The sequence below is a fragment of the Paenibacillus sp. FSL L8-0663 genome (assembly GCF_038008125.1).
GTDB lineage: Bacteria > Bacillota > Bacilli > Paenibacillales > Paenibacillaceae > Paenibacillus > Paenibacillus polymyxa_D.
The window spans coordinates 379,913-405,098 of record NZ_JBBOYM010000001.1 but is presented as its reverse complement, the minus strand read 5'-3'; the positions used below and the strand labels follow the sequence as shown (position 1 = coordinate 405,098).

The 25,186-nt window shown below is 48.8% G+C and carries 14 protein-coding genes, 21 tRNA genes and 4 rRNA genes; 3 read left to right on the top strand and 36 right to left on the bottom strand.

The genetic code is table 11. The features are described 5' to 3' along the window. Positions 1–163: 163 nt before the first annotated feature. Both MKY75_RS01805 and MKY75_RS01800 read right to left on the bottom strand, forming a co-directional pair. Positions 164–1,719, bottom strand: a 16S ribosomal RNA gene (locus MKY75_RS01805). A gap of 581 nt (positions 1,720–2,300) precedes the next feature. Then, positions 2,301–3,041, bottom strand: a complete 741-nt coding sequence (locus tag MKY75_RS01800) for a Crp/Fnr family transcriptional regulator (RefSeq protein WP_029516024.1) — start codon at positions 3,039–3,041, stop codon at positions 2,301–2,303. Between the two features lie 299 nt (positions 3,042–3,340). Here MKY75_RS01800 and MKY75_RS01795 point away from each other — a divergent pair, with 299 nt between their 5' ends. The 3 genes from MKY75_RS01795 to MKY75_RS01785 all read left to right on the top strand — a co-directional run bounded on the left by MKY75_RS01795 (position 3,341) and on the right by MKY75_RS01785 (position 5,682). Further along, complete coding sequence (locus tag MKY75_RS01795; protein ID WP_029516025.1) at positions 3,341–3,790, top strand: GAF domain-containing protein; 450 nt, start codon at positions 3,341–3,343, stop codon at positions 3,788–3,790. Positions 3,791–3,932: 142 nt separating this feature from the next. Further along, complete coding sequence (locus MKY75_RS01790) at positions 3,933–4,586, top strand: response regulator (protein WP_029516026.1); 654 nt, start codon at positions 3,933–3,935, stop codon at positions 4,584–4,586. Then, entirely contained in the window at positions 4,579–5,682 is a 1,104-nt protein-coding gene (locus MKY75_RS01785; protein WP_029516027.1) for a PAS domain-containing sensor histidine kinase, read from the top strand. The genes MKY75_RS01790 and MKY75_RS01785 overlap by 8 nt, the downstream gene beginning before the upstream one ends. Before the next feature lie 202 nt (positions 5,683–5,884). Here MKY75_RS01785 and MKY75_RS01780 read toward each other — a convergent pair. The 34 genes from MKY75_RS01780 to MKY75_RS01615 form a co-directional block, all read right to left on the bottom strand. Beyond that, positions 5,885–5,955, bottom strand: a tRNA-Gly gene (locus MKY75_RS01780). Positions 5,956–5,964: 9 nt separating this feature from the next. Beyond that, positions 5,965–6,038: transfer RNA gene (locus MKY75_RS01775), tRNA-Pro, on the bottom strand. A 23-nt stretch (positions 6,039–6,061) separates the two neighbouring features. Beyond that, positions 6,062–6,138, bottom strand: a tRNA-Arg gene (locus tag MKY75_RS01770). Positions 6,139–6,164: 26 nt separating this feature from the next. Next, positions 6,165–6,235: transfer RNA gene (locus MKY75_RS01765), tRNA-Cys, on the bottom strand. Between the two features lie 10 nt (positions 6,236–6,245). Continuing rightward, positions 6,246–6,320, bottom strand: a tRNA-Gly gene (locus MKY75_RS01760). A 6-nt stretch (positions 6,321–6,326) separates the two neighbouring features. After that, a tRNA-Leu gene (locus MKY75_RS01755) sits at positions 6,327–6,414 on the bottom strand. Between the two features lie 14 nt (positions 6,415–6,428). After that, positions 6,429–6,504 (bottom strand) — tRNA-Lys (locus MKY75_RS01750). A gap of 4 nt (positions 6,505–6,508) precedes the next feature. Next, positions 6,509–6,583 (bottom strand) — tRNA-Gln (locus tag MKY75_RS01745). 17 nt (positions 6,584–6,600) lie between these two features. Next, a tRNA-His gene (locus MKY75_RS01740) sits at positions 6,601–6,673 on the bottom strand. A gap of 19 nt (positions 6,674–6,692) precedes the next feature. Beyond that, positions 6,693–6,778: transfer RNA gene (locus MKY75_RS01735), tRNA-Tyr, on the bottom strand. Positions 6,779–6,782: 4 nt separating this feature from the next. Continuing rightward, positions 6,783–6,858: transfer RNA gene (locus MKY75_RS01730), tRNA-Thr, on the bottom strand. A gap of 26 nt (positions 6,859–6,884) precedes the next feature. Then, positions 6,885–6,957, bottom strand: a tRNA-Phe gene (locus MKY75_RS01725). Positions 6,958–7,023: 66 nt separating this feature from the next. Beyond that, positions 7,024–7,100 (bottom strand) — tRNA-Asp (locus tag MKY75_RS01720). A 25-nt stretch (positions 7,101–7,125) separates the two neighbouring features. Beyond that, positions 7,126–7,199: transfer RNA gene (locus tag MKY75_RS01715), tRNA-Met, on the bottom strand. Between the two features lie 30 nt (positions 7,200–7,229). Continuing rightward, a tRNA-Val gene (locus MKY75_RS01710) sits at positions 7,230–7,305 on the bottom strand. 6 nt (positions 7,306–7,311) lie between these two features. Beyond that, positions 7,312–7,383 (bottom strand) — tRNA-Glu (locus MKY75_RS01705). A 32-nt stretch (positions 7,384–7,415) separates the two neighbouring features. Then, a tRNA-Ser gene (locus MKY75_RS01700) sits at positions 7,416–7,507 on the bottom strand. A 3-nt stretch (positions 7,508–7,510) separates the two neighbouring features. Then, positions 7,511–7,584, bottom strand: a tRNA-Met gene (locus MKY75_RS01695). Positions 7,585–7,619: 35 nt separating this feature from the next. Further along, positions 7,620–7,695, bottom strand: a tRNA-Asn gene (locus MKY75_RS01690). A 4-nt stretch (positions 7,696–7,699) separates the two neighbouring features. Next, positions 7,700–7,775 (bottom strand) — tRNA-Ala (locus tag MKY75_RS01685). A 22-nt stretch (positions 7,776–7,797) separates the two neighbouring features. Next, positions 7,798–7,874 (bottom strand) — tRNA-Ile (locus MKY75_RS01680). 36 nt (positions 7,875–7,910) lie between these two features. Continuing rightward, a 5S ribosomal RNA gene (rrf, locus tag MKY75_RS01675) occupies positions 7,911–8,027 on the bottom strand. A gap of 149 nt (positions 8,028–8,176) precedes the next feature. Beyond that, positions 8,177–11,102: ribosomal RNA gene (locus MKY75_RS01670) — 23S ribosomal RNA — on the bottom strand. Between the two features lie 395 nt (positions 11,103–11,497). Then, positions 11,498–13,053 (bottom strand): 16S ribosomal RNA (locus tag MKY75_RS01665). The 16S, 23S and 5S rRNA genes sit together here with 21 tRNA genes alongside, the layout of an rRNA operon. A 396-nt stretch (positions 13,054–13,449) precedes the next feature. Continuing rightward, a complete protein-coding gene (locus MKY75_RS01660) occupies positions 13,450–15,060 on the bottom strand; it encodes an FAD-dependent oxidoreductase (RefSeq protein WP_318628207.1) in 1,611 nt (536 codons plus the stop codon). Between the two features lie 25 nt (positions 15,061–15,085). Continuing rightward, the gene (locus MKY75_RS01655) at positions 15,086–16,021 is read right to left on the bottom strand and encodes an ROK family protein (RefSeq protein ID WP_318628206.1); all 936 of its coding nucleotides are present in this window, start codon (positions 16,019–16,021) and stop codon (positions 15,086–15,088) included. Between the two features lie 157 nt (positions 16,022–16,178). Beyond that, positions 16,179–17,018 carry a MurR/RpiR family transcriptional regulator gene (locus MKY75_RS01650; protein WP_340884115.1) on the bottom strand — a complete coding sequence of 280 codons (840 nt, stop codon included), beginning with the start codon at positions 17,016–17,018 and terminating at the stop codon, positions 16,179–16,181. Beyond that, complete coding sequence (locus MKY75_RS01645) at positions 16,996–17,715, bottom strand: N-acetylmannosamine-6-phosphate 2-epimerase (RefSeq protein WP_029516815.1); 720 nt, start codon at positions 17,713–17,715, stop codon at positions 16,996–16,998. The genes MKY75_RS01650 and MKY75_RS01645 overlap by 23 nt, the downstream gene beginning before the upstream one ends. A 5-nt stretch (positions 17,716–17,720) precedes the next feature. After that, entirely contained in the window at positions 17,721–19,262 is a 1,542-nt protein-coding gene (locus tag MKY75_RS01640) for a DUF4127 family protein (protein ID WP_165149166.1), read from the bottom strand. Between the two features lie 97 nt (positions 19,263–19,359). Next, on the bottom strand, positions 19,360–21,186 hold the full coding sequence (locus tag MKY75_RS01635) for a protein O-GlcNAcase (RefSeq protein WP_318628203.1): 1,827 nt from the start codon (positions 21,184–21,186) through the stop codon (positions 19,360–19,362). A gap of 49 nt (positions 21,187–21,235) precedes the next feature. After that, a complete protein-coding gene (locus MKY75_RS01630; RefSeq protein WP_029516818.1) occupies positions 21,236–22,126 on the bottom strand; it encodes a carbohydrate ABC transporter permease in 891 nt (296 codons plus the stop codon). Further along, positions 22,126–23,007 carry a carbohydrate ABC transporter permease gene (locus tag MKY75_RS01625; protein ID WP_318628202.1) on the bottom strand — a complete coding sequence of 294 codons (882 nt, stop codon included), beginning with the start codon at positions 23,005–23,007 and terminating at the stop codon, positions 22,126–22,128. The genes MKY75_RS01630 and MKY75_RS01625 overlap by 1 nt, the downstream gene beginning before the upstream one ends. A 61-nt stretch (positions 23,008–23,068) precedes the next feature. Then, complete coding sequence (locus MKY75_RS01620; protein WP_029516820.1) at positions 23,069–24,343, bottom strand: ABC transporter substrate-binding protein; 1,275 nt, start codon at positions 24,341–24,343, stop codon at positions 23,069–23,071. A 184-nt stretch (positions 24,344–24,527) separates the two neighbouring features. Then, complete coding sequence (locus tag MKY75_RS01615) at positions 24,528–25,091, bottom strand: DUF420 domain-containing protein (protein WP_029516821.1); 564 nt, start codon at positions 25,089–25,091, stop codon at positions 24,528–24,530. Positions 25,092–25,186: the final 95 nt, after the last annotated feature.

Sequence of the window (25,186 nt, the reverse complement as noted above, 5' to 3'; positions counted from 1 at the left end):
GAATATTTCGGTTCCACACGGATGTGTGAATGAAGTATTCGTCGAAGTTTGAGAGTTTGAGCTCTCAAAACTGAGCAACGAGTGAGTAACAGGCCTAAACCTGAGTTTTGAAGCTAATGCTTCATATTTGAATGTTTCCATTACAGGAAACGATTCTCCATAGAAAGGAGGTGATCCAGCCGCACCTTCCGATACGGCTACCTTGTTACGACTTCACCCCAATCATCTACCCCACCTTCGGCGGCTGGCTCCCTTGCGGGTTACCCCACCGACTTCGGGTGTTGTAAACTCTCGTGGTGTGACGGGCGGTGTGTACAAGACCCGGGAACGTATTCACCGCGGCATGCTGATCCGCGATTACTAGCAATTCCGACTTCATGTAGGCGAGTTGCAGCCTACAATCCGAACTGAGACCGGCTTTTCTAGGATTGGCTCCACCTCGCGATTTCGCTTCCCGTTGTACCGGCCATTGTAGTACGTGTGTAGCCCAGGTCATAAGGGGCATGATGATTTGACGTCATCCCCACCTTCCTCCGGTTTGTCACCGGCAGTCTGCTTAGAGTGCCCAGCTTGACCTGCTGGCAACTAAGCATAAGGGTTGCGCTCGTTGCGGGACTTAACCCAACATCTCACGACACGAGCTGACGACAACCATGCACCACCTGTCTCCTCTGTCCCGAAGGAAAGCCATATCTCTACAGCGGTCAGAGGGATGTCAAGACCTGGTAAGGTTCTTCGCGTTGCTTCGAATTAAACCACATACTCCACTGCTTGTGCGGGTCCCCGTCAATTCCTTTGAGTTTCAGTCTTGCGACCGTACTCCCCAGGCGGAATGCTTAATGTGTTAACTTCGGCACCAAGGGTATCGAAACCCCTAACACCTAGCATTCATCGTTTACGGCGTGGACTACCAGGGTATCTAATCCTGTTTGCTCCCCACGCTTTCGCGCCTCAGCGTCAGTTACAGCCCAGAGAGTCGCCTTCGCCACTGGTGTTCCTCCACATCTCTACGCATTTCACCGCTACACGTGGAATTCCACTCTCCTCTTCTGCACTCAAGCTCCCCAGTTTCCAGTGCGACCCGAAGTTGAGCCTCGGGATTAAACACCAGACTTAAAGAGCCGCCTGCGCGCGCTTTACGCCCAATAATTCCGGACAACGCTTGCCCCCTACGTATTACCGCGGCTGCTGGCACGTAGTTAGCCGGGGCTTTCTTCTCAGGTACCGTCACTCTTGTAGCAGTTACTCTACAAGACGTTCTTCCCTGGCAACAGAGCTTTACGATCCGAAAACCTTCATCACTCACGCGGCGTTGCTCCGTCAGGCTTTCGCCCATTGCGGAAGATTCCCTACTGCTGCCTCCCGTAGGAGTCTGGGCCGTGTCTCAGTCCCAGTGTGGCCGATCACCCTCTCAGGTCGGCTACGCATCGTCGCCTTGGTAGGCCATTACCCCACCAACTAGCTAATGCGCCGCAGGCCCATCCACAAGTGACAGATTGCTCCGTCTTTCCTCCTTCGCCCATGCAGGAAAAGGATGTATCGGGTATTAGCTACCGTTTCCGGTAGTTATCCCTGTCTTGTGGGCAGGTTGCCTACGTGTTACTCACCCGTCCGCCGCTAGGTTATGTAGAAGCAAGCTTCTACATAACCCCGCTCGACTTGCATGTATTAGGCACGCCGCCAGCGTTCGTCCTGAGCCAGGATCAAACTCTCCATTAAAGACCAACCGAAGCTGGTTTATAGAAAGAGCGATAAGCTCATGTTGAAACTGACGAGATAAAAAATATCTCTTGTTTGATTTTGCGAACAAAATCGTTTTACTCACTCGTTGTTCAGTTTTCAAAGATCAAACATTTCTCTTTCGCTGCGTTTTTCAGCAGCTATAAGATCATATCATGTTCGTTTCAAAAATGCAAGGGCTATTTTTTTAAAAAAGATCATTTCACCCAAGCTTTTCGCTTTTGAAACTGCTGTTTTGTTGTCAGCTCAAATAATATATCATTTTCAGCCAGAGAAAGCAACTTGTAAAAATACCCTTTTTTTTAAAAAAAACATGGGCTCCCTTCCTCCTTTTATTCAACCATTATTAGAATTAGCTCCACTGTTACTTCAAAACGGTTGGTTCATAAAATGTCATGCATTCAGTTCCATTTAATATATATACCTTATTGCTAATTAGCCGCTATACGACGTTAATTAGTTATTTGGTAATCTATGTTGTTCGTACCCCATGCGCTAGATTGCTATAAGACCTGCGGCAAGGCGAAGTCTCTTGGACCCCGCCTAATGGTATTCATATATTAGAGGCGACAAATTTCATGGGCACATTGGCCGTACGAAGGACAGCAGCACATGCCACGTAATACCTTGAGATCGTGAATGACAATCTTTCCATCCCTTGTATCTAGGGTTCCCTGCTCTTTCAGCGCGCTCAGCATCCGGTTCACGCTCTCGCGCGTCGCTCCAATCATCTCACCTAATTCGGAGTGACTTAGCTTCATATTTAATAAAATGCCATCCTTCACAGCCACGCCACATGTATTGCTAGCACGGATCAATGTAGACGCTAACGCTCCAGTTTTACCATACAACAGTAAGTCCCGAAAACGCGATTGCATAATGCGTTGCTTCATCGCCATCCACTGGATGAACTGAAGCGCCATTTCCCCATTTTTGGACAAGAGCGACTCCAGATCCTTAACAAGCACGACGCCTAACTCACACACATCGGCTGTTTCCGCAGTGCAACTATACTCTTCTCCATCTATTCCGCTAAATTCCCCAATTAAGTCGCCTTGATGCTGAATGGTCAGAATCAGTTCTTTACCATCTTCTGTCGATTTACGAAGTTTGACATGACCTGAATGTATATAATAAAGCTGCTCTGCATCATCGCCCTCTCGGAAAAGCATAACGCCTGCCTTTACCTTCTTCCAGGACATAATATCTTTTAGCAGATCAAAATGCTCATCTGTCAAATAAATCTGAATTCCCGTGCGTTCCGCTTCGTCCCCAAACCGTTCCATACAAGTGGCTTGCATGTTAGCGTCCTCCTCGTGTTTACCTGATATCTATATCATAATGTTTTAACGCCTGGGTTGTTATCGGGAGAACACCTGATTTTATACCTTCCTACTCCCTGATTTGCTGTGATAAATATCACTTCTGAAGTAAGCTAACGCCCCATTTATCGACCATTTCCCTACTCCTTATCCGACCAGATGAAAAGTCAGTGTTTCCTGCGCCTATAGATCAGGGGGTTCCCCGATCTACTTTTGCAACTGTCGAAACTACAATGAACTAGAGATATAGTTTGGTTATGAAAAAGGATGTGTCTTCTATGCTACAAATAACGGATGAAATGCGAAAAGAACTGAACCAGTTGAGAGATACTATTTATGGTGATCTCACTGCCCTTGCATTTATGTCCAAGTCAGGTGGTAAGTTGCATTGGTATTACGCCTCTGGTAGCCGAAGCAATCGCTATCGCCTTATTTCTTTTAAGATTGGCCATGGTATTGCCGGTATGGCTGTTCGCTTGGGGCGTACCGTAACTGTAAGTGCTTTGCTATCAGGTAGTATACGTCTGCGTCAGGAATGTGCACTAATGCTGGCCGAGCAGCTTCACTCTGCTGTTGCCATTCCCTTTTCCAGCACAGGAGATCTGCCCAACGGTGTGCTGCTTCTTGGTAATCGTGATGTGAGGATGTTCACAGAGTCTGATATAGCCGAGGCTACTCAAGTAGCTCAACGCCTTAGCCAACTATGTGCTTACCCTCTCACTCCATAGCTCAACAATGTTTCTATAGATAATGATCCTCATCAGATACTTGATATAGCTGTCCCTAACTATCTTTGTTGATTGAAATCCCTAAAATTTGCTATGATTATGACAAAACGTACGGTTTTTTACCGTTCGAGGGGATGACAAATTGATTCGTATACTAGTAGTGGATGATCACGTTGTCGTACGTTCTGGCCTCATGGCCCTATTGGACGGCAAAAACGGTATTAAGGTAGTAGGAGATGCAGCAGACGGGGATGAGGCAATCCGCAAGGCAGTGGAGCTACAACCTCATGTTGTGCTCATGGATTTTAGCATGCCACCTGGAAAAGATGGTCTCACAGCAACCACTGAATTAAAAAAACAGCTGCCCGATACAGAAGTCCTTATTTTAACGATGCATGACGATGAAGAATATCTGTTCCGAGCCATTCAAGCTGGAGCATCCGGATATATTTTAAAAAGCGCACCTCACGAGGAGTTACTCGCTGCCATCCAGTCTGTGGCCGAAGGTAGTGCCTATTTGTACCCGAATGCAACCAAACGACTGATGAGTGAATATCTGGACAAAATCAAACAGGAAGGCATAGCCGGACCCTATGAATCCTTGTCTGAGCGGGAGAAAGAGATTCTATCCTGGGTAGCCAAAGGTTATGCCAACAAGGAAATTGCCGAGCATCTGGTGATTAGTGTCAAAACCGTAGAGTCCCATAAAAGCAATCTTATGGAGAAGCTTAACTTGAAAACACGACCTGAGCTAGTCAAATTTGCACTAAAAAAGGGGCTGCTCCATTATGAATGAACCTTCTAACCCTTTACTGCAGCATGCCTTTGGTGAATCAACCGATAAACTGCTGAATGATCTGGAAATTTATATACCAGAATCCCCTTTTCTTCATGCGCTGCGTAACTCACTCCACCAATTATCCAATCTGAAATTTGCTCTAGATACGTCTTCCATCGTTGCTTTGACCGATCATCGAGGTATTATTCAGTACGTAAACGACAAGTTCTGTGAGATTTCGCAATACAGCCGTGAAGAGCTGATCGGTCAGGATCATCGTCTCATTAATTCAGGCTATCATACCCCCGCCTTCATGAAAAACCTGTGGACTACGATCCGTTCAGGTGAGGTATGGCAAGGAGAAATACGTAATCGTGCTAAAGATAACAGCTACTACTGGGTGAATACTACGATCGTTCCGTTTATGGACGAGGAAGGTAAACCCTATCAGTACTTAGCGATCCGCAATGAGGTCACTAAACTGAAGAGAGTAGAAGCTGAACTTCAGTCTATGATGACACAAGTCATGCAAATACAGGAAGAAGAACGTAAACGCTTTTCAAGAGAGCTGCATGATGGGATAGGGCAAAGCTTGTTTTCACTTATTATCCAATTGGATAGCCAACTTGCCGAACAACCTAGTGCAACTCTGGAGAATCTTCGTTCGCAGGTGACCGACATCATCAAAGATGTTCGTGGTCTAGCGTGGGAACTTCGTCCCTCAGTTCTGGATGATCTGGGTGTCGTCCCAGCCATAAGAACCTATATTGAAAACTTCTGTTCTCATTACGGGATTGAGGTGCATTTTCAATGCAATCTACGTAAACGGGTTGATATTCGCAAGGAAATTGCAATTTATCGGATTGTACAAGAGGCATTAACGAATGTAGCCAAATACGCAGATGTAGCAGAGGCATATGTCGACGTTGAGGATCAAAATGAAATGATACAAGTGACCATTCGGGATAAAGGCATTGGATTCTCTGGAAAGTCCCAAGGAGAGGGAGTTGGATTGTTCAGTATGGAAGAACGAGCTAGAGGGGTAGGGGGATTTATGAGCATAACCTCTGCTCCAGACGAGGGAACCTCCATCCAGCTGACCATTCCCGTGTAAAAACTGTCCACTAGATCGGTTATCGGTGTATACCAGTTGCATGATCAGAACGATATACACCGATACCGAAGATTATGGATAATCAACACATTGTGGATTACATGAGGATAAATACAAAAAAAGAGAGAGCTCTGTCCCCAGACAGGCTCTCTTTATTTATAAGGTGTCACCACTGAGGCAACAAGAATCCGCTATAGCAAAAAGCGGGTGATGGGAATCGAACCCACGCTACCAGCTTGGAAGGCTGGAGTTCTACCATTGAACTACACCCGCAAAACAGTATCGGGATGACACGATTTGAACATGCGACCCCCTGGTCCCAAACCAGGTGCTCTACCAAGCTGAGCTACATCCCGACATTATACATTTTTTTAAGAAATGGCGCGCCCTGAGAGATTCGAACTCCCGACCTTTTGATTCGTAGTCAAACGCTCTATCCAGCTGAGCTAAGGGCGCATATTAAATTCCATAATGAGTAGTCAAGGCGCCACCCAGATTTGAACTGGGGATGAAGCTTTTGCAGAGCTTTGCCTTACCACTTGGCTATGGCGCCGTATGGATAATGGAGCGGACGACGGGAATCGAACCCGCGACCCTCGCCTTGGCAAGGCGATGCTCTACCGCTGAGCCACGTCCGCAAAATATGGTGCGGTCGAGAGGACTCGAACCTCCACGGGGGGTTAGCCCACACGGACCTGAACCGTGCGCGTCTGCCAATTCCGCCACGACCGCAAAATAATTATAAATGGTGAGCCATGAAGGACTCGAACCTTCGACACCCTGATTAAAAGTCAGGTGCTCTACCAACTGAGCTAATGGCTCTTAATGGCTGGGGATATAGGATTTGAACCTATGCATGACGGAGTCAAAGTCCGTTGCCTTACCGCTTGGCTAATCCCCAATAAATTAAGAATAAAGGGCGGCCGATGGGGCTTGAACCCACGAATGCCGGAGTCACAGTCCGGTGCGTTAACCACTTCGCCACGACCGCCATATGATTATGAAAAGACTGGTGGAGGATGATGGATTCGAACCACCGAACCCGTAAGGGAGCAGATTTACAGTCTGATGCGTTTGGCCACTTCGCTAATCCTCCAAAATGGTGCCGGCGAGAGGACTTGAACCCCCAACCTACTGATTACAAGTCAGTTGCTCTACCAGTTGAGCTACACCGGCACATTACTCATTTCCCACTTGAAAGGTGGCTCGGGACGGAATCGAACCGCCGACACGAGGATTTTCAGTCCTCTGCTCTACCGACTGAGCTACCGAGCCATATTAAATTTTATTACTACATCATATAATCCGCACTATATATGCCAATTATATATGAAGCTAAAATGGCGGAACTGACGGGATTCGAACCCGCGATCTCCTGCGTGACAGGCAGGCATGTTAGGCCTCTACACCACAGTTCCAGAGGCATTTCCAATAGGAAATTAATTGCGGGGGCAGGATTTGAACCTACGACCTTCGGGTTATGAGCCCGACGAGCTACCGAACTGCTCCACCCCGCGACATTAAAAAGCATTTCTCAAATTTTCTTATGGTGGAGGCTGAGGGGATCGAACCCCCGACCCTCTGCTTGTAAGGCAGATGCTCTCCCAGCTGAGCTAAGCCTCCATATTATGACCCGTAGGGGATTCGAACCCCTGTTACCTCCGTGAAAGGGAGGTGTCTTAACCCCTTGACCAACGGGCCTTGCAAAATAAGTTCTGGTCTCAATAAATTTATGGCGGAGAGAGAGGGATTCGAACCCTCGCACCACTTTCGCAGTCTAACCCCTTAGCAGAGGGTCCCCTTATAGCCACTTGGGTATCTCTCCGAGTAGCGGCAGAGGGGATCGAACCCCCGACCTCACGGGTATGAACCGTACGCTCTAGCCAGCTGAGCTACGCCGCCACCTTAATATATAAAAGTCAGAAATATTCAAAATATGGCTCCCCGAACAGGACTCGAACCTGTGACAACTCGATTAACAGTCGAGTGCTCTACCAACTGAGCTATCAGGGAATATTGGTGGAGCCAAGCGGGATCGAACCGCTGACCTCCTGCGTGCAAGGCAGGCGCTCTCCCAGCTGAGCTATGGCCCCAATCTTTTTGTTATTCTAGAAGTGGTGGGCCTTAGTGGACTCGAACCACCGACCTCACCCTTATCAGGGGTGCGCTCTAACCAGCTGAGCTAAAGGCCCTAACATGTAAAAATTTATCATCCTCTAAAGGATATCGCTTGGCGACGTCCTACTCTCCCAGGACCCTGCGGTCCAAGTACCATCGGCGCTGGAGGGCTTAACGGTCGTGTTCGGGATGGGTACGTGTGGAACCCCTCCGCTATCGCCACCAAACATGAATTTGCTACGCAAATTCTACCGTATTGAAACTCGGTTCATCACAGCTGTGTGAATGAATTTCAATGCGTATTTCGTATGTATTTCTACATACGTTCAAGGTTACACCCTGAAAACTGGATCCGAAACTCTTTTGCGTTTTATCTTAGGATAAGCCCTCGACCGATTAGTATTGGTCAGCTCCATGCATTACTGCACTTCCACCCCCAACCTATCTACCTCGTCGTCTTCAAGGGGTCTTACTAATTGGGAAATCTCATCTTGAGGGGGGCTTCACGCTTAGATGCTTTCAGCGCTTATCCCTTCCGTACATAGCTACCCAGCGGTGCTCCTGGCGGAACAACTGGTACACCAGCGGTACGTCCATCCCGGTCCTCTCGTACTAAGGACAGCTCCTCTCAAATTTCCTACGCCCACGACAGATAGGGACCGAACTGTCTCACGACGTTCTGAACCCAGCTCGCGTACCGCTTTAATGGGCGAACAGCCCAACCCTTGGGACCTACTTCAGCCCCAGGATGCGATGAGCCGACATCGAGGTGCCAAACCTCCCCGTCGATGTGGACTCTTGGGGGAGATAAGCCTGTTATCCCCAGGGTAGCTTTTATCCGTTGAGCGATGGCCCTTCCATGCGGTACCACCGGATCACTAAGCCCGACTTTCGTCCCTGCTCGACTTGTAGGTCTCGCAGTCAAGCTCCCTTCTGCCTTTGCACTCTTCGAATGATTTCCAACCATTCTGAGGGAACCTTGGGGCGCCTCCGTTACTCTTTAGGAGGCGACCGCCCCAGTCAAACTGCCCACCTGACACTGTCCTCGCACCGGTTCACGGTACCAAGTTAGAACCTAGATACGATCAGGGTGGTATCCCAAGGATGCCTCCCTTCAAGCTGGCGCTCAAAGTTCTACGGCTCCCACCTATCCTGTACAGATCGTACCCAAATTCAATATCAAGCTGCAGTAAAGCTCCATGGGGTCTTTCCGTCTTGTCGCGGGTAACCTGCATCTTCACAGGTATTAAAATTTCACCGGATCTCTCGTTGAGACAGCGCCCAAGTCGTTACGCCATTCGTGCGGGTCAGAATTTACCTGACAAGGAATTTCGCTACCTTAGGACCGTTATAGTTACGGCCGCCGTTTACTGGGGCTTCGGTTCATAGCTTCGCCCGAAGGCTTACCACTCCCCTTAACCTTCCAGCACCGGGCAGGCGTCAGCCCGTATACTTCGCCTTGCGGCTTCGCACAGACCTGTGTTTTTGCTAAACAGTCGCTTGGGCCTTTTCACTGCGGCCCCCTCGGGCTATTCACCCTACCGAGGCACCCCTTCTCCCGAAGTTACGGGGTCATTTTGCCGAGTTCCTTAACGAGAGTTCTTCCGCGCGCCTTAGAATTCTCTTCTCGCCTACCTGTGTCGGTTTGCGGTACGGGCACCTTCTCCTGGCTAGAGGCTTTTCTTGGCAGTCTGAGATCATGACCTTCGCTACTACAATTTTCGCTCCCCATCACAGCCCAGCCTTAACGATGTGCGGATTTGCCTACACACCAGCCTCACTGCTTAGACGGACATCCATCAGTCCGCGTCACTACCCTACTGCGTCACCCCATCGCTCATAACGGATTACGGTGGTACAGGAATTTCGACCTGTTGTCCTTCGACTACGCCTATCGGCCTCGCCTTAGGTCCCGACTTACCCTGAGCGGACGAACCTTCCTCAGGAACCCTTAGGCTTTCGGCGGATCTGATTCTCACAGATCTTTTCGTTACTCATACCGGCATTCTCACTTGAATGCAGTCCAGCGCTCCTTACGGTACACCTTCAACCCGCATTCAACGCTCCCCTACCCCTGATGCAAGCATCAAGCCATAGCTTCGGTGGTGTGTTTAGCCCCGTTACATTTTCGGCGCAGAGTCACTCGACCAGTGAGCTATTACGCACTCTTTCAATGGTGGCTGCTTCTAAGCCAACATCCTGGTTGTCTGTGCAACTCCACATCCTTTCCCACTTAACACACACTTGGGGACCTTAGCTGATGGTCTGGGCTGTTTCCCTTTCGACAATGGATCTTAGCACTCACTGTCTGACTCCCGGAACTAAATCTATGGCATTCGGAGTTTGACTGAGCTTGGTAACCCTTGCGGGCCCCGCACCCAATCAGTGCTCTACCTCCACGATTCTTCTTTCCGAGGCTAGCCCTAAAGCTATTTCGGGGAGAACCAGCTATCTCCGGGTTCGATTGGAATTTCTCCGCTACCCCCACCTCATCCCCGCATTTTTCAACATGCGTGGGTTCGGGCCTCCAGTGCGTGTTACCGCACCTTCACCCTGGACAGGGGTAGATCACCCGGTTTCGGGTCTACGTCCACGTACTCATTCGCCCTATTCAGACTCGCTTTCGCTGCGGCTTCAGCTCTTCACCTTAACCTTGCACGGGAACGTAACTCGCCGGTTCATTCTACAAAAGGCACGCCATCACCCCTAGATCGGGCTCTGACTTCTTGTAAGCACACGGTTTCAGGATCTATTTCACTCCCCTTCCGGGGTGCTTTTCACCTTTCCCTCACGGTACTGCTTCACTATCGGTCGCCAGGGAGTATTTAGCCTTGGCAGATGGTCCTGCCGGATTCATACGGGGTTTCACGTGCCCCGCACTACTCGGGATCCGTCTCGGAGAGAACAAGTTTTGAACTACAGGGCTTTTACCTTCTCTGGCGGGCCTTTCCAGACCTCTTCATCTAACCGGTTCCTTTGTAACTCCATATGAGACGTCCCACAACCCCAAGGAGCAAGCTCCTTGGTTTGGGCTAATCCGCGTTCGCTCGCCGCTACTGACGGAATCACTATTGTTTTCTCTTCCTCAGGGTACTTAGATGTTTCAGTTCCCCTGGTCTGCCTCTATTCTGCCTATGTATTCAGCAGAAAGTGACTGTCGATGAAGACAGCCGGGTTTCCCCATTCGGACATCCCCGGATCAAAGCTTGCTTACAGCTCCCCGAGGCTTTATCGTTGTTCGCCACGTCCTTCGTCGGCTCCTGGCGCCTAGGCATCCTCCGTGTGCTCTTTGTAGCTTAACCTAGTATTTACATCGTAAATACGATTTGCTTTGAATTTCGGTTCAACACTTACGTGTGAATGAAATTCAAGGCAGCTACCTTTATTTCACTTGTTTACACAAGATCAGCTTAAAGGAATATTCTAAAACGCAATTTCGTTTCGGTATCCAGTTTTCAAGGTGCAATTCGCTTCATCGAAGCGAAACCCGATGAATATTTCGGTTCCACACGAATGTGTGAATGAAGTATTCGTCGAAGCTTGAGAGTTTGAGCTCTCAAAACTGAGCAACGAGTGAGTAAGTTCGGGATATTCATTTCATTCACACGAATGTGATGAACCGAATTGAATATCCGGTCGCAGGTACGTTATACCTGCTAATTTGAATGTTTCCGTTGCAGGAAACGATTCTCCATAGAAAGGAGGTGATCCAGCCGCACCTTCCGATACGGCTACCTTGTTACGACTTCACCCCAATCATCTACCCCACCTTCGGCGGCTGGCTCCCTTGCGGGTTACCCCACCGACTTCGGGTGTTGTAAACTCTCGTGGTGTGACGGGCGGTGTGTACAAGACCCGGGAACGTATTCACCGCGGCATGCTGATCCGCGATTACTAGCAATTCCGACTTCATGTAGGCGAGTTGCAGCCTACAATCCGAACTGAGACCGGCTTTTCTAGGATTGGCTCCACCTCGCGATTTCGCTTCCCGTTGTACCGGCCATTGTAGTACGTGTGTAGCCCAGGTCATAAGGGGCATGATGATTTGACGTCATCCCCACCTTCCTCCGGTTTGTCACCGGCAGTCTGCTTAGAGTGCCCAGCTTGACCTGCTGGCAACTAAGCATAAGGGTTGCGCTCGTTGCGGGACTTAACCCAACATCTCACGACACGAGCTGACGACAACCATGCACCACCTGTCTCCTCTGTCCCGAAGGAAAGCCATATCTCTACAGCGGTCAGAGGGATGTCAAGACCTGGTAAGGTTCTTCGCGTTGCTTCGAATTAAACCACATACTCCACTGCTTGTGCGGGTCCCCGTCAATTCCTTTGAGTTTCAGTCTTGCGACCGTACTCCCCAGGCGGAATGCTTAATGTGTTAACTTCGGCACCAAGGGTATCGAAACCCCTAACACCTAGCATTCATCGTTTACGGCGTGGACTACCAGGGTATCTAATCCTGTTTGCTCCCCACGCTTTCGCGCCTCAGCGTCAGTTACAGCCCAGAGAGTCGCCTTCGCCACTGGTGTTCCTCCACATCTCTACGCATTTCACCGCTACACGTGGAATTCCACTCTCCTCTTCTGCACTCAAGCTCCCCAGTTTCCAGTGCGACCCGAAGTTGAGCCTCGGGATTAAACACCAGACTTAAAGAGCCGCCTGCGCGCGCTTTACGCCCAATAATTCCGGACAACGCTTGCCCCCTACGTATTACCGCGGCTGCTGGCACGTAGTTAGCCGGGGCTTTCTTCTCAGGTACCGTCACTCTTGTAGCAGTTACTCTACAAGACGTTCTTCCCTGGCAACAGAGCTTTACGATCCGAAAACCTTCATCACTCACGCGGCGTTGCTCCGTCAGGCTTTCGCCCATTGCGGAAGATTCCCTACTGCTGCCTCCCGTAGGAGTCTGGGCCGTGTCTCAGTCCCAGTGTGGCCGATCACCCTCTCAGGTCGGCTACGCATCGTCGCCTTGGTAGGCCTTTACCCCACCAACTAGCTAATGCGCCGCAGGCCCATCCACAAGTGACAGATTGCTCCGTCTTTCCTCCCACTCCCATGCAGGAAAAGGATATATCGGGTATTAGCTACCGTTTCCGGTAGTTATCCCTGTCTTGTGGGCAGGTTGCCTACGTGTTACTCACCCGTCCGCCGCTAGGTTATGTAGAAGCAAGCTTCTACATAACCCCGCTCGACTTGCATGTATTAGGCACGCCGCCAGCGTTCGTCCTGAGCCAGGATCAAACTCTCCATTAAAGACCAACCGAAGCTGGTTTATAGAAAGAGCGATAAGCTCATTTTGAAACTGACGAGATAAAATATCTCTTGTTTTGATTTTGCGAACAAAATCGTTTTACTCACTCGTTGTTCAGTTTTCAAAGATCAAACATTTCTCTTTCGCTGCGTTTTTCAGCAGCTATAAGATCATATCATGTTCGTTCCAAAAATGCAAGGGTTATTTTTTTCTTTTTTTTAAAAAATCATTTCACCCAAGCTTTTCGCTTTTGAAACTGCTGTTTTGTTGTCAGCTCAAATAATATATCATAAACCCCAGCAACTTAGCAAGCACTTTTTTTGTTTTTTTTATTTTAGAATAAATCCACTCATCTTTCAGCTCATTTAAAATCAGTCGAGGGGCTAGTTGCCCCTTCATTAGCTGATGACTTCCTCTGGCTCAAATACCTCTGCAGGCCAGTGCAGTTCCACACCTTGGCGAAGAAGAACATTTTGAAAACATCCAAGATGCTCTGCTGATCGGCTCACTTCAATGGGATATACTTCGTTGGAGACACAGTAAGCCGCTAGACTTCCTGATGATTCTCCTATATTCCATTCTGTAGGATGCAATCGATAGCAGCCATTGGCTATTTGGGTCATCCCTATATTTTTGCAGGCAGGAAGTAAATTGCGCACCCTCACCGGAATAAGTGAGCCCAATGGAATTTCATAAGGATAGTTAGGGATGTAGAATGTTCGCTGAGATACCGTAGTTGGATGAAGATCCAAATGATAGCTACCTACACCTACACTATCTATATATCGCTTGGGTCCCTCTTCTCCCCGAAGCTCACGACTTACATCAAACTCAGATATCATATACTTGGCCTGAATTCGGCGTGACTCGCGAATATAAGCCGTTTTAGCCAGACCGTCAGATGTGCCGAGAACATCACCCCGTAGTCGAATTCCCGGATAGCCGAACCCTCCATCTAACCGGGGCGCTTCGGTTTGAAGCCAATATATTAATGAACGAGTCAACTCACGCGCTCCTTCTCGATGTTTTGCCTGCTCCTGAGCAGTGACACCGATCAATGGCCCAAGGTAATAATCATTTTGCGCCCAGTTTAAAAGAGTTACCTCACCATCATTTAGCGGTTTGCTCCATATCGAGGGATCTACAATACGACGATAATCCCATAAGGATACAATGCCCTGATCGTTAGGAAACAATGTGAACTGTTTTAGTTTACTGGTATCATCCGCGTCAGTAGCAAACCAGCTCAAAATCGGAAAACGGGAAAAGGAAGGAATATAATTTCTCCAGAAATCATATTGTTGCGGCCGCTCTATAATGAAGCTTTCCTGGGGAATATAGTCTACGGCAGCCACATGTGTGATAGATTGCATATCAAAAGGGTTAGCACACTCCAGTGCATGAGGCTCACCCGTAGCAGCCCGCGACTCCGCTCCACTCGTATGCTCCACTCCTGCCATTGGAAGGAGATCACCACACTCTGTTGCATCCAGATAAAACGCTCCGTGCAGCACTCTAAATCCACACTTATGATCAGCGCTATTCGAGGTACGGACAGTTACAGAAGTAATACAGTCCCCATCCGTCTGAACGGCAATAGGCACGGTGTGATAGTATACATGAACGCGCCCCGTATTCAAATAGGGAGCGAGCATATCTTCAAGCACCCGCAGAGCTACCCGTGGTTCATGGGCCAGACGGCTTACCCAACCGTTCCCAGGGTTGAGAATGGGATTATTTCGAGCTTCTTCGGTTAACGGATAGTTCTGACGGTAATAGTCACGTACACGATTACGGAACTCACGGTATGTTGCTGTGCAACCAAATTGTTCGATCCATCGATGCTCATCTGGGGGAACCGCCTGTGAAGTTAACTGCCCCCCTAACCAGTCCGTCTCCTCTGTCACGATGACTCTCATGCCAGCCTTCGCCGCCGCGAGAGCTGCCGATGTCCCCCCCAGGCCTCCGCCAATCACAACAATGTCGGTATCAAGCCGTTTTTGCGTCATGGTTCGTTCCCCTTTCATTCTTGTACTAGGACTCGGTCATTTCGAAGGCAAGCCGTGCAGCACCGATAATTCCAGCGCGATTGCCCAACAATGCCCGACTTACTTCCGTTTGAACTCTAAATTGGTGCAGATGCTTTTCCAGCATGGGCCACCAGACCTCTCCCGTGTCCGATACTCCTCCGCCTACAATGATCCTCTCAGGATCAAGAGTCACTGAGATGTTAGCTAGAAGTACAGCTAAATCTGCGGTGTAATCATCCAGCACCTGAATTGCCTCCTGGTTACCGTGAACGGCCTCTTTCACAATCTCGTTTCCCGAGCGGTACAATTTACCGACGTGTTCCCTACCTCGACGTAAGAGGGCGCTCCCCGATACATATTGCTCGGCGCACCCTTTTCTTCCGCAATTACAGGGGTGTCCTCCGGGGAATAGAATACTGTGCCCCCAATCACCGCCGCTCCAATGAGCCCCTCTGCACAAGAGGCCATTTTCCATATATGCACCTCCGACACCTGTTCCCAACGTGAGCATCACCAAGCGTCGCTTGCCCTTCCCCGCTCCCTGCCACGCTTCTCCAAGTAAAGCGGCGTTCGCATCATTATCAGCAACCGCTCGTAAAGCCAGTTTTTCCCTAGCCCATGTTACTAAGGATGTACCTTGCCAGCCAGGTAGGTTATCTGTGGCATACACAACTTCGCCGCTCTCCACATTTACTCTGCCAGCAGTAGCAATGCCAAGAGCGCCTACATCTATATGGGCACCGAGGCTGGTATCTCCAAAAGAACGCAACAGTCCGAGCACAGATTCTGACACCTGCGACAATACCCATTCACGTCCCCGGGAAGCGTCCGTATCCAGCCGGATTTCATCAAGCACCGATCCGTCCCGTGCCACTATGGCGGCCTTCACCGATGTGCCCCCAATGTCGATTCCAATGACTCTGTTCACAGCAGCTGCCACCACACCAACCTCCTTGTTACCCTACATAAAAGCTTACTAGCTCTTTGTACAAACCTTCTATTAATAGCAATACATGAAATAGCCATTCATAAGCACCACAAACACAAGTCATTGAACCTGTCGAAACGCACAGTTTTCAATTCACAACTGAAAAATCTCAATAGCTTCGTTCAATAACGGCCCTCGCTGTTTTTTCCTTCATCTGTTTGGTGTGACTCGTGTGCTTGCGAGCAAGCCCTTCGCAGATGAGGTCAATCACGAATAGTTGTGAGATTTTAGCACCGATTGAACCACCTTCTATCGGCGCTTCTTTGCCCGCTGTTAGCAACACGATATCTGCAATGGAGGTAATGGGTGATTTCGCATAATTTGTAATTGCGATAACAGTTGCACCGTTTTGCTTGGCTTTATACAGCATATCGTTCGTATCCAGCGTACTTCCTGATACACTAATGCCGATAGCCACATCACCCGGGTTCATGGACACCGCCATCATCGACTGAATATGTCCGTCTGCCACAGCCTCGGCGCGACGCCCGATGCGTAAGAAACGGTTTTTAGCATCCTGCGCGGAAATCCCCGAAGCACCTACGCCGAAAAATTGAACATAGCCCGCTTGATCGAGACACGCAATCGCACGACCAAGCTCTGAATGGTCCAGCAGCCCCATACTGGAGTGCAAAATATCGAGCATGTTGTGATACACCGTACGCGTAATATCTTGTTCGTCATCTGGGTCGATGTTCTCCTCGCCCATATCAGTTTTACGATAAGTCTGGTTTTGCGCTAGGGACAGTCGGAAATCCTGATAACCTTTGAAACCAATCTTCCGACAAAAGCGCATGACGGTCGTTTCGCCTGTACCTGCAAAATCCGCCAGCTCCGTCACAGAGAAATATATGATGTCTGCGGGATGCTCCAGTACGCACAAGGCAACTTTCTGCTCCGATTTCGTTAATGAAGGATAATACGTTCTAATTCGGTCGTTCATCTCCATAGATGCATTTCACTGCCTTCCTTGCGGCATCGGCAAACCGCTGCGTAATCAATTGGGGTCTGGTAATCGCCGAGCCTACAACCACTGCATGTGCTCCCATTCGGAATGCTTCCTCAACCTGCGCTGGATCATAGATTTTGCCCTCTGCAATTAAAGGAACGGGAACCAGTTCCGACGCTCTCCGAACCAGCTCCAGATCAGGACCCTCAATCTGAGCAGAGTACGGCGTATACCCGGATAACGTGGTGGATACGCAGTCTGCGCCAAGGGAGGCCGCATGAAGTGCCTCCTCCAGTGTCGATATATCTGCCATGGAAGTGACTCCCTGCTCATGGGCATAATCTATGAGCCTCTTCAGCTTGCATCCCGCTGGGCGCGGTCGTAATGTGGCATCCAGCGCAATGATATCCGCGCCTGCCTCCACCAGTTCCTCCATTTCACGAAGGGTAGGCGTAATGTAAATATCAGAATCATCATAATCCCGCTTAACCAAGCCAATCACTGGTAGAGAAATTGCCTGTTTAATCGCACGTACATCCGATGCGCCATTGGCGCGTATCGCCACAGCTCCACCCTGCTGTGCGGCAAGCGCCATTTTGACCATAGAATCTGCTCCATGTAACGGTTCGCCTGGTAGCGCCTGACAGGACACGATCAGTCCGTGCTGAACTTTGGATAATACACCTTCCATTCCCATAGGAATCACCCTCTCTTCTCAGCATGATGCCGTACGGTTAATGCGACTTCAAAGGTGCGGTTCCACGGCATGTAGCAATCTATAATTTCCACGCGGCCTTCCGGCCCGTTCACATATTCATTGAGCGCCTGCTCCAGCCGTCCGCGAATAACCGCAGCTACCGAGCCTCTCGGTCCATCGAGCATAAACTTGGTAAAACCCATCTGCTCCACAATTCCGTTATTCATAGCCGTACGTACCACAGCGCAATAACAGGCATCCTCGGCGTAGCGCAGCGACAGAAAATCCAAATGTTCCTCCGTAGAGCCATAGTGGGTATACAGCATGGACTGGGCAATGACGGTGCCCAGCGTGTTAGAACTGGTATTCCAGCCTGCATAACCCGCCAGCTTAAAAAGCAGTCCTTTTTGCTTCAATAGTCTAAGTAGCTTGAGATCTGCGCCGTTGGCGTAGCCCACATCAGCAACTGCAACATTTTGACCTGCATATTGCAGCATATAAGAACCGTACTCAACCAGCTCTACTACATTCCGATGCACATCATATCCGGTCATTGCACGCTGCTGGGATGAAGCCTCTGCCATCGTGTCACCAGGTGTGTTAGCCAACAAAATCAAATCAGCCTCCGTTGCTGAGGAAGCGATCAGCCCACCTGCCGCCATAATCTGATATTTTAAGGTTTCGTAAAAATAGCGATCTTCAAAAAGCGGTACTACGAATGCCCCCTGCAAAGCAGACAATCGGGGATACACCAGTGGGACTACATTATTCATCTTGTTAACCCAACGAGCCAGCAACGTACAACCCACTTCATCTGCCCCCGGGTACATGTATACATTCAAATCCAGCCCAAGCTCAGAAATACGACTTCTTAGCCGCTGCTGATCCTTGGCGGTATAGCCGTAGGGAGCCGAATCATCCTGTGGGATGATCATAAAATCAATGATACCTTCTGCTACGAGATCCAGCGCAACTTCATTGGCCTCCAAATTCACATGGCGACGCCCTAGGTAATCATCCAATATTTCCATTGGCAGACGCTCGTTGATATCAGCTAATTCGAGTAACTCTTCTGCGGTAGCAATCCCCAGCTCCTGACGATGCTCAATGAAGCCCTTTCTGAATATCTCACGACCCCAATCGGCATAGTAATCCGGTTCTTCATCAGCCAAAGAATATTGCGGACAGCGCATAATCAGTTGAAATGCATACAGGGTCAGTTGCGGATATAGCTGTTTTAGCCTGCGAAGCCGATTCACTCTATCTTTGACCTGCTCGCTCGACATACTGTGTAGTCGAGAAGGTACGATTCCTCCGTACAGCAACGTATCCATCGCAACAATGGCTCCATCAGCCGCCGCTGCGCGTTCTTCGAGCCATGCCCATAGTCTGGTCGTATCGCCAGGGGTTTTCTTTTGTCCCATCCATTCTAATGGGGGCCGCTCCATCTCAAAGTCTGTACCCTGTGCCAGTAAATAAGGAAATTGATAATTACAGGGCCGCTCATCCAGCGGTATAAAAAGTAATCGGGTTTTGGGCTTCACCATACGTTCCACCTCTCCTGAAAATTACCGTTATCCTAACGGCAAATGATTATTTTCAGGGCAGCTATGCTGCCTTGGTTGCTTAATCCAGCACAAATACTCACAAAATCAGCCGATATTTTCCTTGTTCGTCCTGATCGACATAACCCCACTGCGCAGCAGCACGGATCGCCGGATTGCTACCCAGCCGAGCCTCCGCTTCTAAGCAAGCAGTGATACCGCTTCGCAGTTCTCCTACGATTTCGTCTGTCAGAGGTGACGGCTCTTGCTCGTCAACAGCTTCCCTCGGCGTGCCGCTCTCCCCCGACTGTGCATCGTCCTGTCGCTCGCTGCTGAGTGCAGCTTGACGCAGCACCTGCCACAGGCTCGCATCCAGCTCGGCACGTTCCAGCCACGGTGCGGCCTGGGACACGAATCCTGCTGCTGGATCACCGGCAGGCACGCTCCGTAGGACGCTCACGGCCTGAAGCAGCCGCTCAAAGTACATATCCAGCGCAGGGATATCGCGCATTTGCAAAGCAAGGTCCACGTCCTCATACGCGTTGCCGCCTAGTCGGCTGTTCCTGTTTTGACGACAAAAAAACATCAATTCATCCGCACGCTCTCCCACTAACTCCTGCGCAGCCCATTCCCAAGATCGCTCAGGCATATACCGTTCACTGTTCCACATAAAGTGGGACATCGTAATGAGCGTCACTTTGGAGCATTCCCACTGATTCATCGGGTTGGCCACCATACCGGTATGTCCACAGTCTGGTAGCCCGGAATATCGTCCGCGCAGCGGATCAAGGAATAACCGATCATGGTCACAATCATTCACCGGGATGTTATCCCACAGCCACAGCTCATGCCCGAAGAATACATGATTATCAGCGGCGTGCTCGCGACTAATCTGTGGAGCAAAAACAAAGTACCCGGTCCAGAACACCTTAATCTCCGGATGCAGCCGCTCACGGAAATCCTTTTTGTATTCGGTATCCCAATATGACCAATATTCCGAAGGACAGACCGTCAGCGTAAATTCAGGCAGTCGTTCAGCTAGCCATGCATGCACCTTGTTCGTCAAAAAGACATGAGCGTGACCCGAGCGGCCCAGCAAATGTCGATTTCCCCCTTTGAGTACGTAGTCAATGTCATCCATTAACACAGAAAAATGACGTACGCCAATCGCAATCACGGCCGCCAGCTTTTCAGTCAATTTAAGGAAGTCTTCATCACTGCCAAAGCTCAGGTCGTTCCCTGGGCTGATACAATAATGGAAATCAACCTCATGCCGTTCGCAGGCTTCCTTTAATTCGCAAATCTGGGCAAACGTATCCTCAGGGTACGGCTCTCTCCATAGCTCACGATGATATGGATCATCCTTGGGGGCATACATGAATGTGTTCATCCGATGCGTAGCCATAAACCGAACGGCATCCAGCCGATCCGCGAAACTCCACGGTTTCCCGTAAAAGCCCTCAATAATTCCTCTGACCGGGAAGGAAGGCTCATCCCGAATAGACATCACCGGCAAAGTACATCGCTCCTGTTCCACTTGAAGCAGGAGATGCAGGGCATCCATACCGTATTTGAGCCCTCTTTTATTGGAAGCATGAATTTCAATCCGCCCGTCCTTCTGAATGTCCAACCGATATCCGTCTGCAGCAAGCATTCCGTCATATTCGAGCACCAACTGCACGCTTCCCCGTGTTTCAGTCGGTACACCCGGCCCTGGAGGCACAATAAGCTTGATCGGTCCCTCAGGGTCCAGCACACCTTCATACTCCTGATTCATTGCAAAGCGAGAGGACAGTTCACAGATCAGTCGCGGTTCGGAGATAACCAGCCTTTCCCCGCTGTCATACACATCACGAAAATAATATTGAATCTCCTGCGGTGCTAGCCCTACACTCGAATAAGGCCCCGTTCCTTCGGACAGTTCCATCGCAATCGTCTCCTTCCATTCACAGGCTCTTCGTAGCCGTGACTACTGGCTATCCTTTTACCGCTCCCGCCAAACCTTCCATATAGTAGCGCTGTGTAAACAGGAACAATATAATGATCGGCAGTACCGAAATCATTGTGCCGGCAGCAATCCAGCCGAAGTTATAGGCAAATTGACCGTTGAGATACGTGAGCGCAGCTGCTAGCGGATATAGCTCCGTATCGTTCAAAATAACGATAGGCCACAGAAAGCTGTTCCAGAACGACATCGCCTCCAACAGAGAAATTACAGCAAGCGCTGGCTTGACCAGCGGAAGCACCAGCTGCCACCAAATTCGAAACTCCGAAGCGCCGTCCATTTTACCGGAATCACGTACATCGGTGGGAATATGAATAAACGTCTGTCGCATCAGAAAAATGTTGAACACGGAGACTGCCCCAGGCAACACTACACCCAAATATGTATTGCCCAGATGAAGCCCTTGAATGGTCAGATAATGCACAATAAATGCGGTGTAGGAAGGAATAATCATCGTGGCAATCAGCAGCGTAAACACCAGATTTTTACCCTTAAAACGAAACACAGCCAAGGGATATCCTGTCAGACTGGCGAGTACCACATTGAGCACAACGCCCAACACCGTAATGATGACCGTATTCAGCATATATTTCGGGAAATTCATGAACTGCCACACCTGAACATAGTTGTCGAAATTAATAAAGGTCGGAAAAATAGCGGGCGGCGTTGAAAAAATGTTACGGCCTGGCATGAGGGATACGCTGAGCAGCCAGAGGAACGGTCCCATTAAAAAGAGGGCGAGTAGCACTAGAAGCATGTAGATGACCGTCATTCTCAGCATTCGGGCGAGACTGCGCATGCTGCGGCTACTTTCCTTTTTAGGAAGAGATGAGCATAGCAATTTGTCATCCTTTAGATTCATCAATAGGGATTGACACCACCTTTCCTATTGAATCGGAATACGATAATACTAAGTACGGCAATCATTGCACCGACAATTAAGCCAAGCGCCGAAGCATACCCAAAATTAAACTGCTCCATCCCCTTTTGAAAAATATACAAGCTCGATGTCAACGTGGCCGTTCCCGGTCCACCCTTGGTTAGTACATATACTTCATCAAATACGCGGATAGCTGACATGAGTGATATAAGGGTACAGAACAGAACGTAAGGTCTTAGCAGTGGAAGAGTAATATGAACAATCAGACGCCATCGGCTTGCACCGTCGACTCTAGCGGCTTCGTACAGATCTTGAGGAATGTTTTGTAATCCAGCCAGATAGAGCATCATATAATACCCGAGTCCCTTCCACATTGTGATGAACATCAGTACATACAAGGCCAAGTTGCTGTCCGATAACCAGTGTATGTCTTTGCTAATCAGGCCGATCTGTATGAGCAAGTAGTTCACTACGCTGTTATTGCCCAACAGCCAGCTCCAAATTAAGGCTACCGCTACCATTGAAGTCACAACAGGGATGTAGTAGGTCGTGCGGAATATTTTGATTCCCGGGATACGGCTATTCACAAGCACAGCCATCAGGATGGAGAAAATTTGGAGAAAGGGGACAATGAGCACGTACAACAATGAGTTCCAAATCGAAATAAGAAAGTTACGGTCCTTAAACGCCGCTTCAAAATTATCCAAACCGACAAAATGGGTATCTGATATGACAGAGTAGTCTGTCAATGCCAGCGGAATGCTGTAAATAATAGGCCAAAATACAAAGACGGCAAGCAATAACAGTCCCGGCGTCATAAAAGCCCAGGCCGTAAAAGACTCCGACCTCAACCATTTGATCATGCTGCATCACCACCTGATTTCGATAAATGAACAGGGGAGTATTCACTCCCCCCTGTCAAACCTATTGCTTTAAAATATCGTTTACTTCCTGCTCCAGAGCAGTTAGCGTCTCCTTCGTATCTCTTCCGTTCAATAAAATATTTTGCAAGGCTCGCGCGATGGCACTATTCACATCTTTGGCATTGGGCACACCAACCATATAATCTGTCGCCTTATCCAAACTTTGCGCGGATACTACCTTGGCTTGTGCTTCTAATGATTTGTCAGACTGAGTAAAATATGGATCCTTAATGGAGTCTTTCGTGGAAGGTAGTGTATTCGCCGCTTTAGAAAAAGCAGTTTGACTCTCTGCGTTTGTCAAGAAAACAGCAAATTTCACTGCTTCGTCCACATGTACAGACTTAGCAGGTACGACCAAGTCCATAGAGTTGGAGAGCCGCACATCGGCTTTGCCAGTTGGGACAGGGACAGCAATTGTGTTCTTATAAACGTCTGGCGCTGCCGTTTTGATAAAATTGATGAACGTGGGGCCTGCCAGCTCGAAAGCAACCTGCTCGCCGGCATAATATTTCACTTGTTGTGAGAAGTCAGCGTCTTCCTTGAGTACAACGCCATCTTCCATCTGTTTTTTTAGATTATCAATCATGGTGACTGCTTCTGGTGTATTGAACGCCGCCGCTGTCTTTTCTTTATTTAGGATAGGAATGCCGTCCACAGCGAAAAGCTTGGATACAAGCTGCTGAGCATAGCCTGCCTTGCCAATTTTTCTATTGATCTGACGGCCCCATTCAGACAATTCCTCCCGGGTTTTGGGCGGATGAGCAGGGTCCAATCCGGCGGCTTTGACCAGCTTTGTATTCATGTAAAGTACTTCTGTACCGGTATACCAGGGCAGCGCATAAGCTTTACCGTTAATGACTGTGGAATTATAAATACCCTCGAAATAAGCAGCCTTTTCCTCGGGCGACAAATGCTCATTCATATCAACAACAGCACCCTTGGAGCCCATTTGGCTAGCAAATTCTGTATTGAGATTAACTACATCCGGACTGCTGTTGCTAGCGATACTTGTCAACAGCTTGTTGGTTACTGCGTCATAAGGGTAATCCTTCCAGTCAATTTTGACATTGGGGTTCTTCTGCTCATAATCGGCAATCACCCGATTGAAATACGGGGTAAATGTAGGTTGTAGTGCAATGGTCCAAAATTGCAGTGTTACTTTCCCTCCGTCAACCTTTTCCGACTTTGATCCTCCACCACCGCAGCTGCTCAGCAGTACAACCAGCGCCAGCATAGATACAAGCAACCGTAACCTGCCTTTCGCTTTCTTTGTCACATGGTGACCCCCTTGTTCTTAGTTGATTAAGGCAAATTATAGCAGAAATACCGTTATAGAAGGAACGTTTTTTTAATAAAATAAATTTAGAAGGAATAATTTTTCTTTTATTGGATACAAAAAAGACGCCTCTTCAGCAGAGACGCCATTTCCCTAAATCAACCCATCAAAGGGTTCACATCTATTAATAGTATGGGGCCATGAAAACGTACACCAGTACCCCGGTCAAGCTCACATATAGCCAAATTGGCATCGTCCAGCGCGCAATCTTACGATGTTTTGCTACCTGCATCGTCCATCCCCATACAACCGTGAACAGTGCCAGCGGTACAATAATTGCAGCCAGTATGCTATGCGAAATCAACAATGTAAAGTAAATCGGACGAAGGATACCCACACCGCCATATTTTGCAGTTTCCGGCGAAATGTAGTGAAAGGTCAGGTAGGAAAATAAAAATAAAACGGTACTGGCAAAGGCCAGCAGAATAAAGGTTTTATGCACCTTGATGTTCTTCTTGAAAATAGCAACCAATGCAGCCACCAGGAAAATAAACGTGAAGCTGTTAAAAATCGCATTCAACCTTGGGAAAATAGTGAGATCAAAACTGACACTCCCCTGGTATCCGATCGGCGAAAAGAATAGCAGCAAAATAATCACGTTGGCTATAATGGAAACGGTGATAATCAAGGTTGTAAAATTACGATTGCTCGTTGGAACGTACTGCTTGTCCTCACTCGCTTTATTCATCATGAGCGTCTCCTTCGTTTAAATTCAGGTTTTCATTATTTTTGCGGTCATAACCATAATATATTATATAGAACTCATAGTTAGCCTGTGAAGTG

Excerpts from the sequence above, each read along its gene's own strand:
- MKY75_RS01800 (WP_029516024.1), bottom strand. The coding sequence starts at position 3,041 with ATGCAAGCCACTTGTATGGAACGGTTTGGGGACGAAGCGGAACGCACG.
- MKY75_RS01795 (WP_029516025.1), top strand. The coding sequence starts at position 3,341 with ATGCTACAAATAACGGATGAAATGCGAAAAGAACTGAACCAGTTGAGA.
- MKY75_RS01785 (WP_029516027.1), top strand. The coding sequence starts at position 4,579 with ATGAATGAACCTTCTAACCCTTTACTGCAGCATGCCTTTGGTGAATCA.
- MKY75_RS01660 (WP_318628207.1), bottom strand. The coding sequence starts at position 15,060 with ATGACGCAAAAACGGCTTGATACCGACATTGTTGTGATTGGCGGAGGC.
- MKY75_RS01650 (WP_340884115.1), bottom strand. The coding sequence starts at position 17,018 with ATGGAGATGAACGACCGAATTAGAACGTATTATCCTTCATTAACGAAA.
- MKY75_RS01645 (WP_029516815.1), bottom strand. The coding sequence starts at position 17,715 with ATGGGAATGGAAGGTGTATTATCCAAAGTTCAGCACGGACTGATCGTG.
- MKY75_RS01640 (WP_165149166.1), bottom strand. The coding sequence starts at position 19,262 with ATGGTGAAGCCCAAAACCCGATTACTTTTTATACCGCTGGATGAGCGG.
- MKY75_RS01635 (WP_318628203.1), bottom strand. The coding sequence starts at position 21,186 with ATGGAACTGTCCGAAGGAACGGGGCCTTATTCGAGTGTAGGGCTAGCA.
- MKY75_RS01630 (WP_029516818.1), bottom strand. The coding sequence starts at position 22,126 with ATGAATCTAAAGGATGACAAATTGCTATGCTCATCTCTTCCTAAAAAG.
- MKY75_RS01625 (WP_318628202.1), bottom strand. The coding sequence starts at position 23,007 with ATGATCAAATGGTTGAGGTCGGAGTCTTTTACGGCCTGGGCTTTTATG.
- MKY75_RS01615 (WP_029516821.1), bottom strand. The coding sequence starts at position 25,091 with ATGAATAAAGCGAGTGAGGACAAGCAGTACGTTCCAACGAGCAATCGT.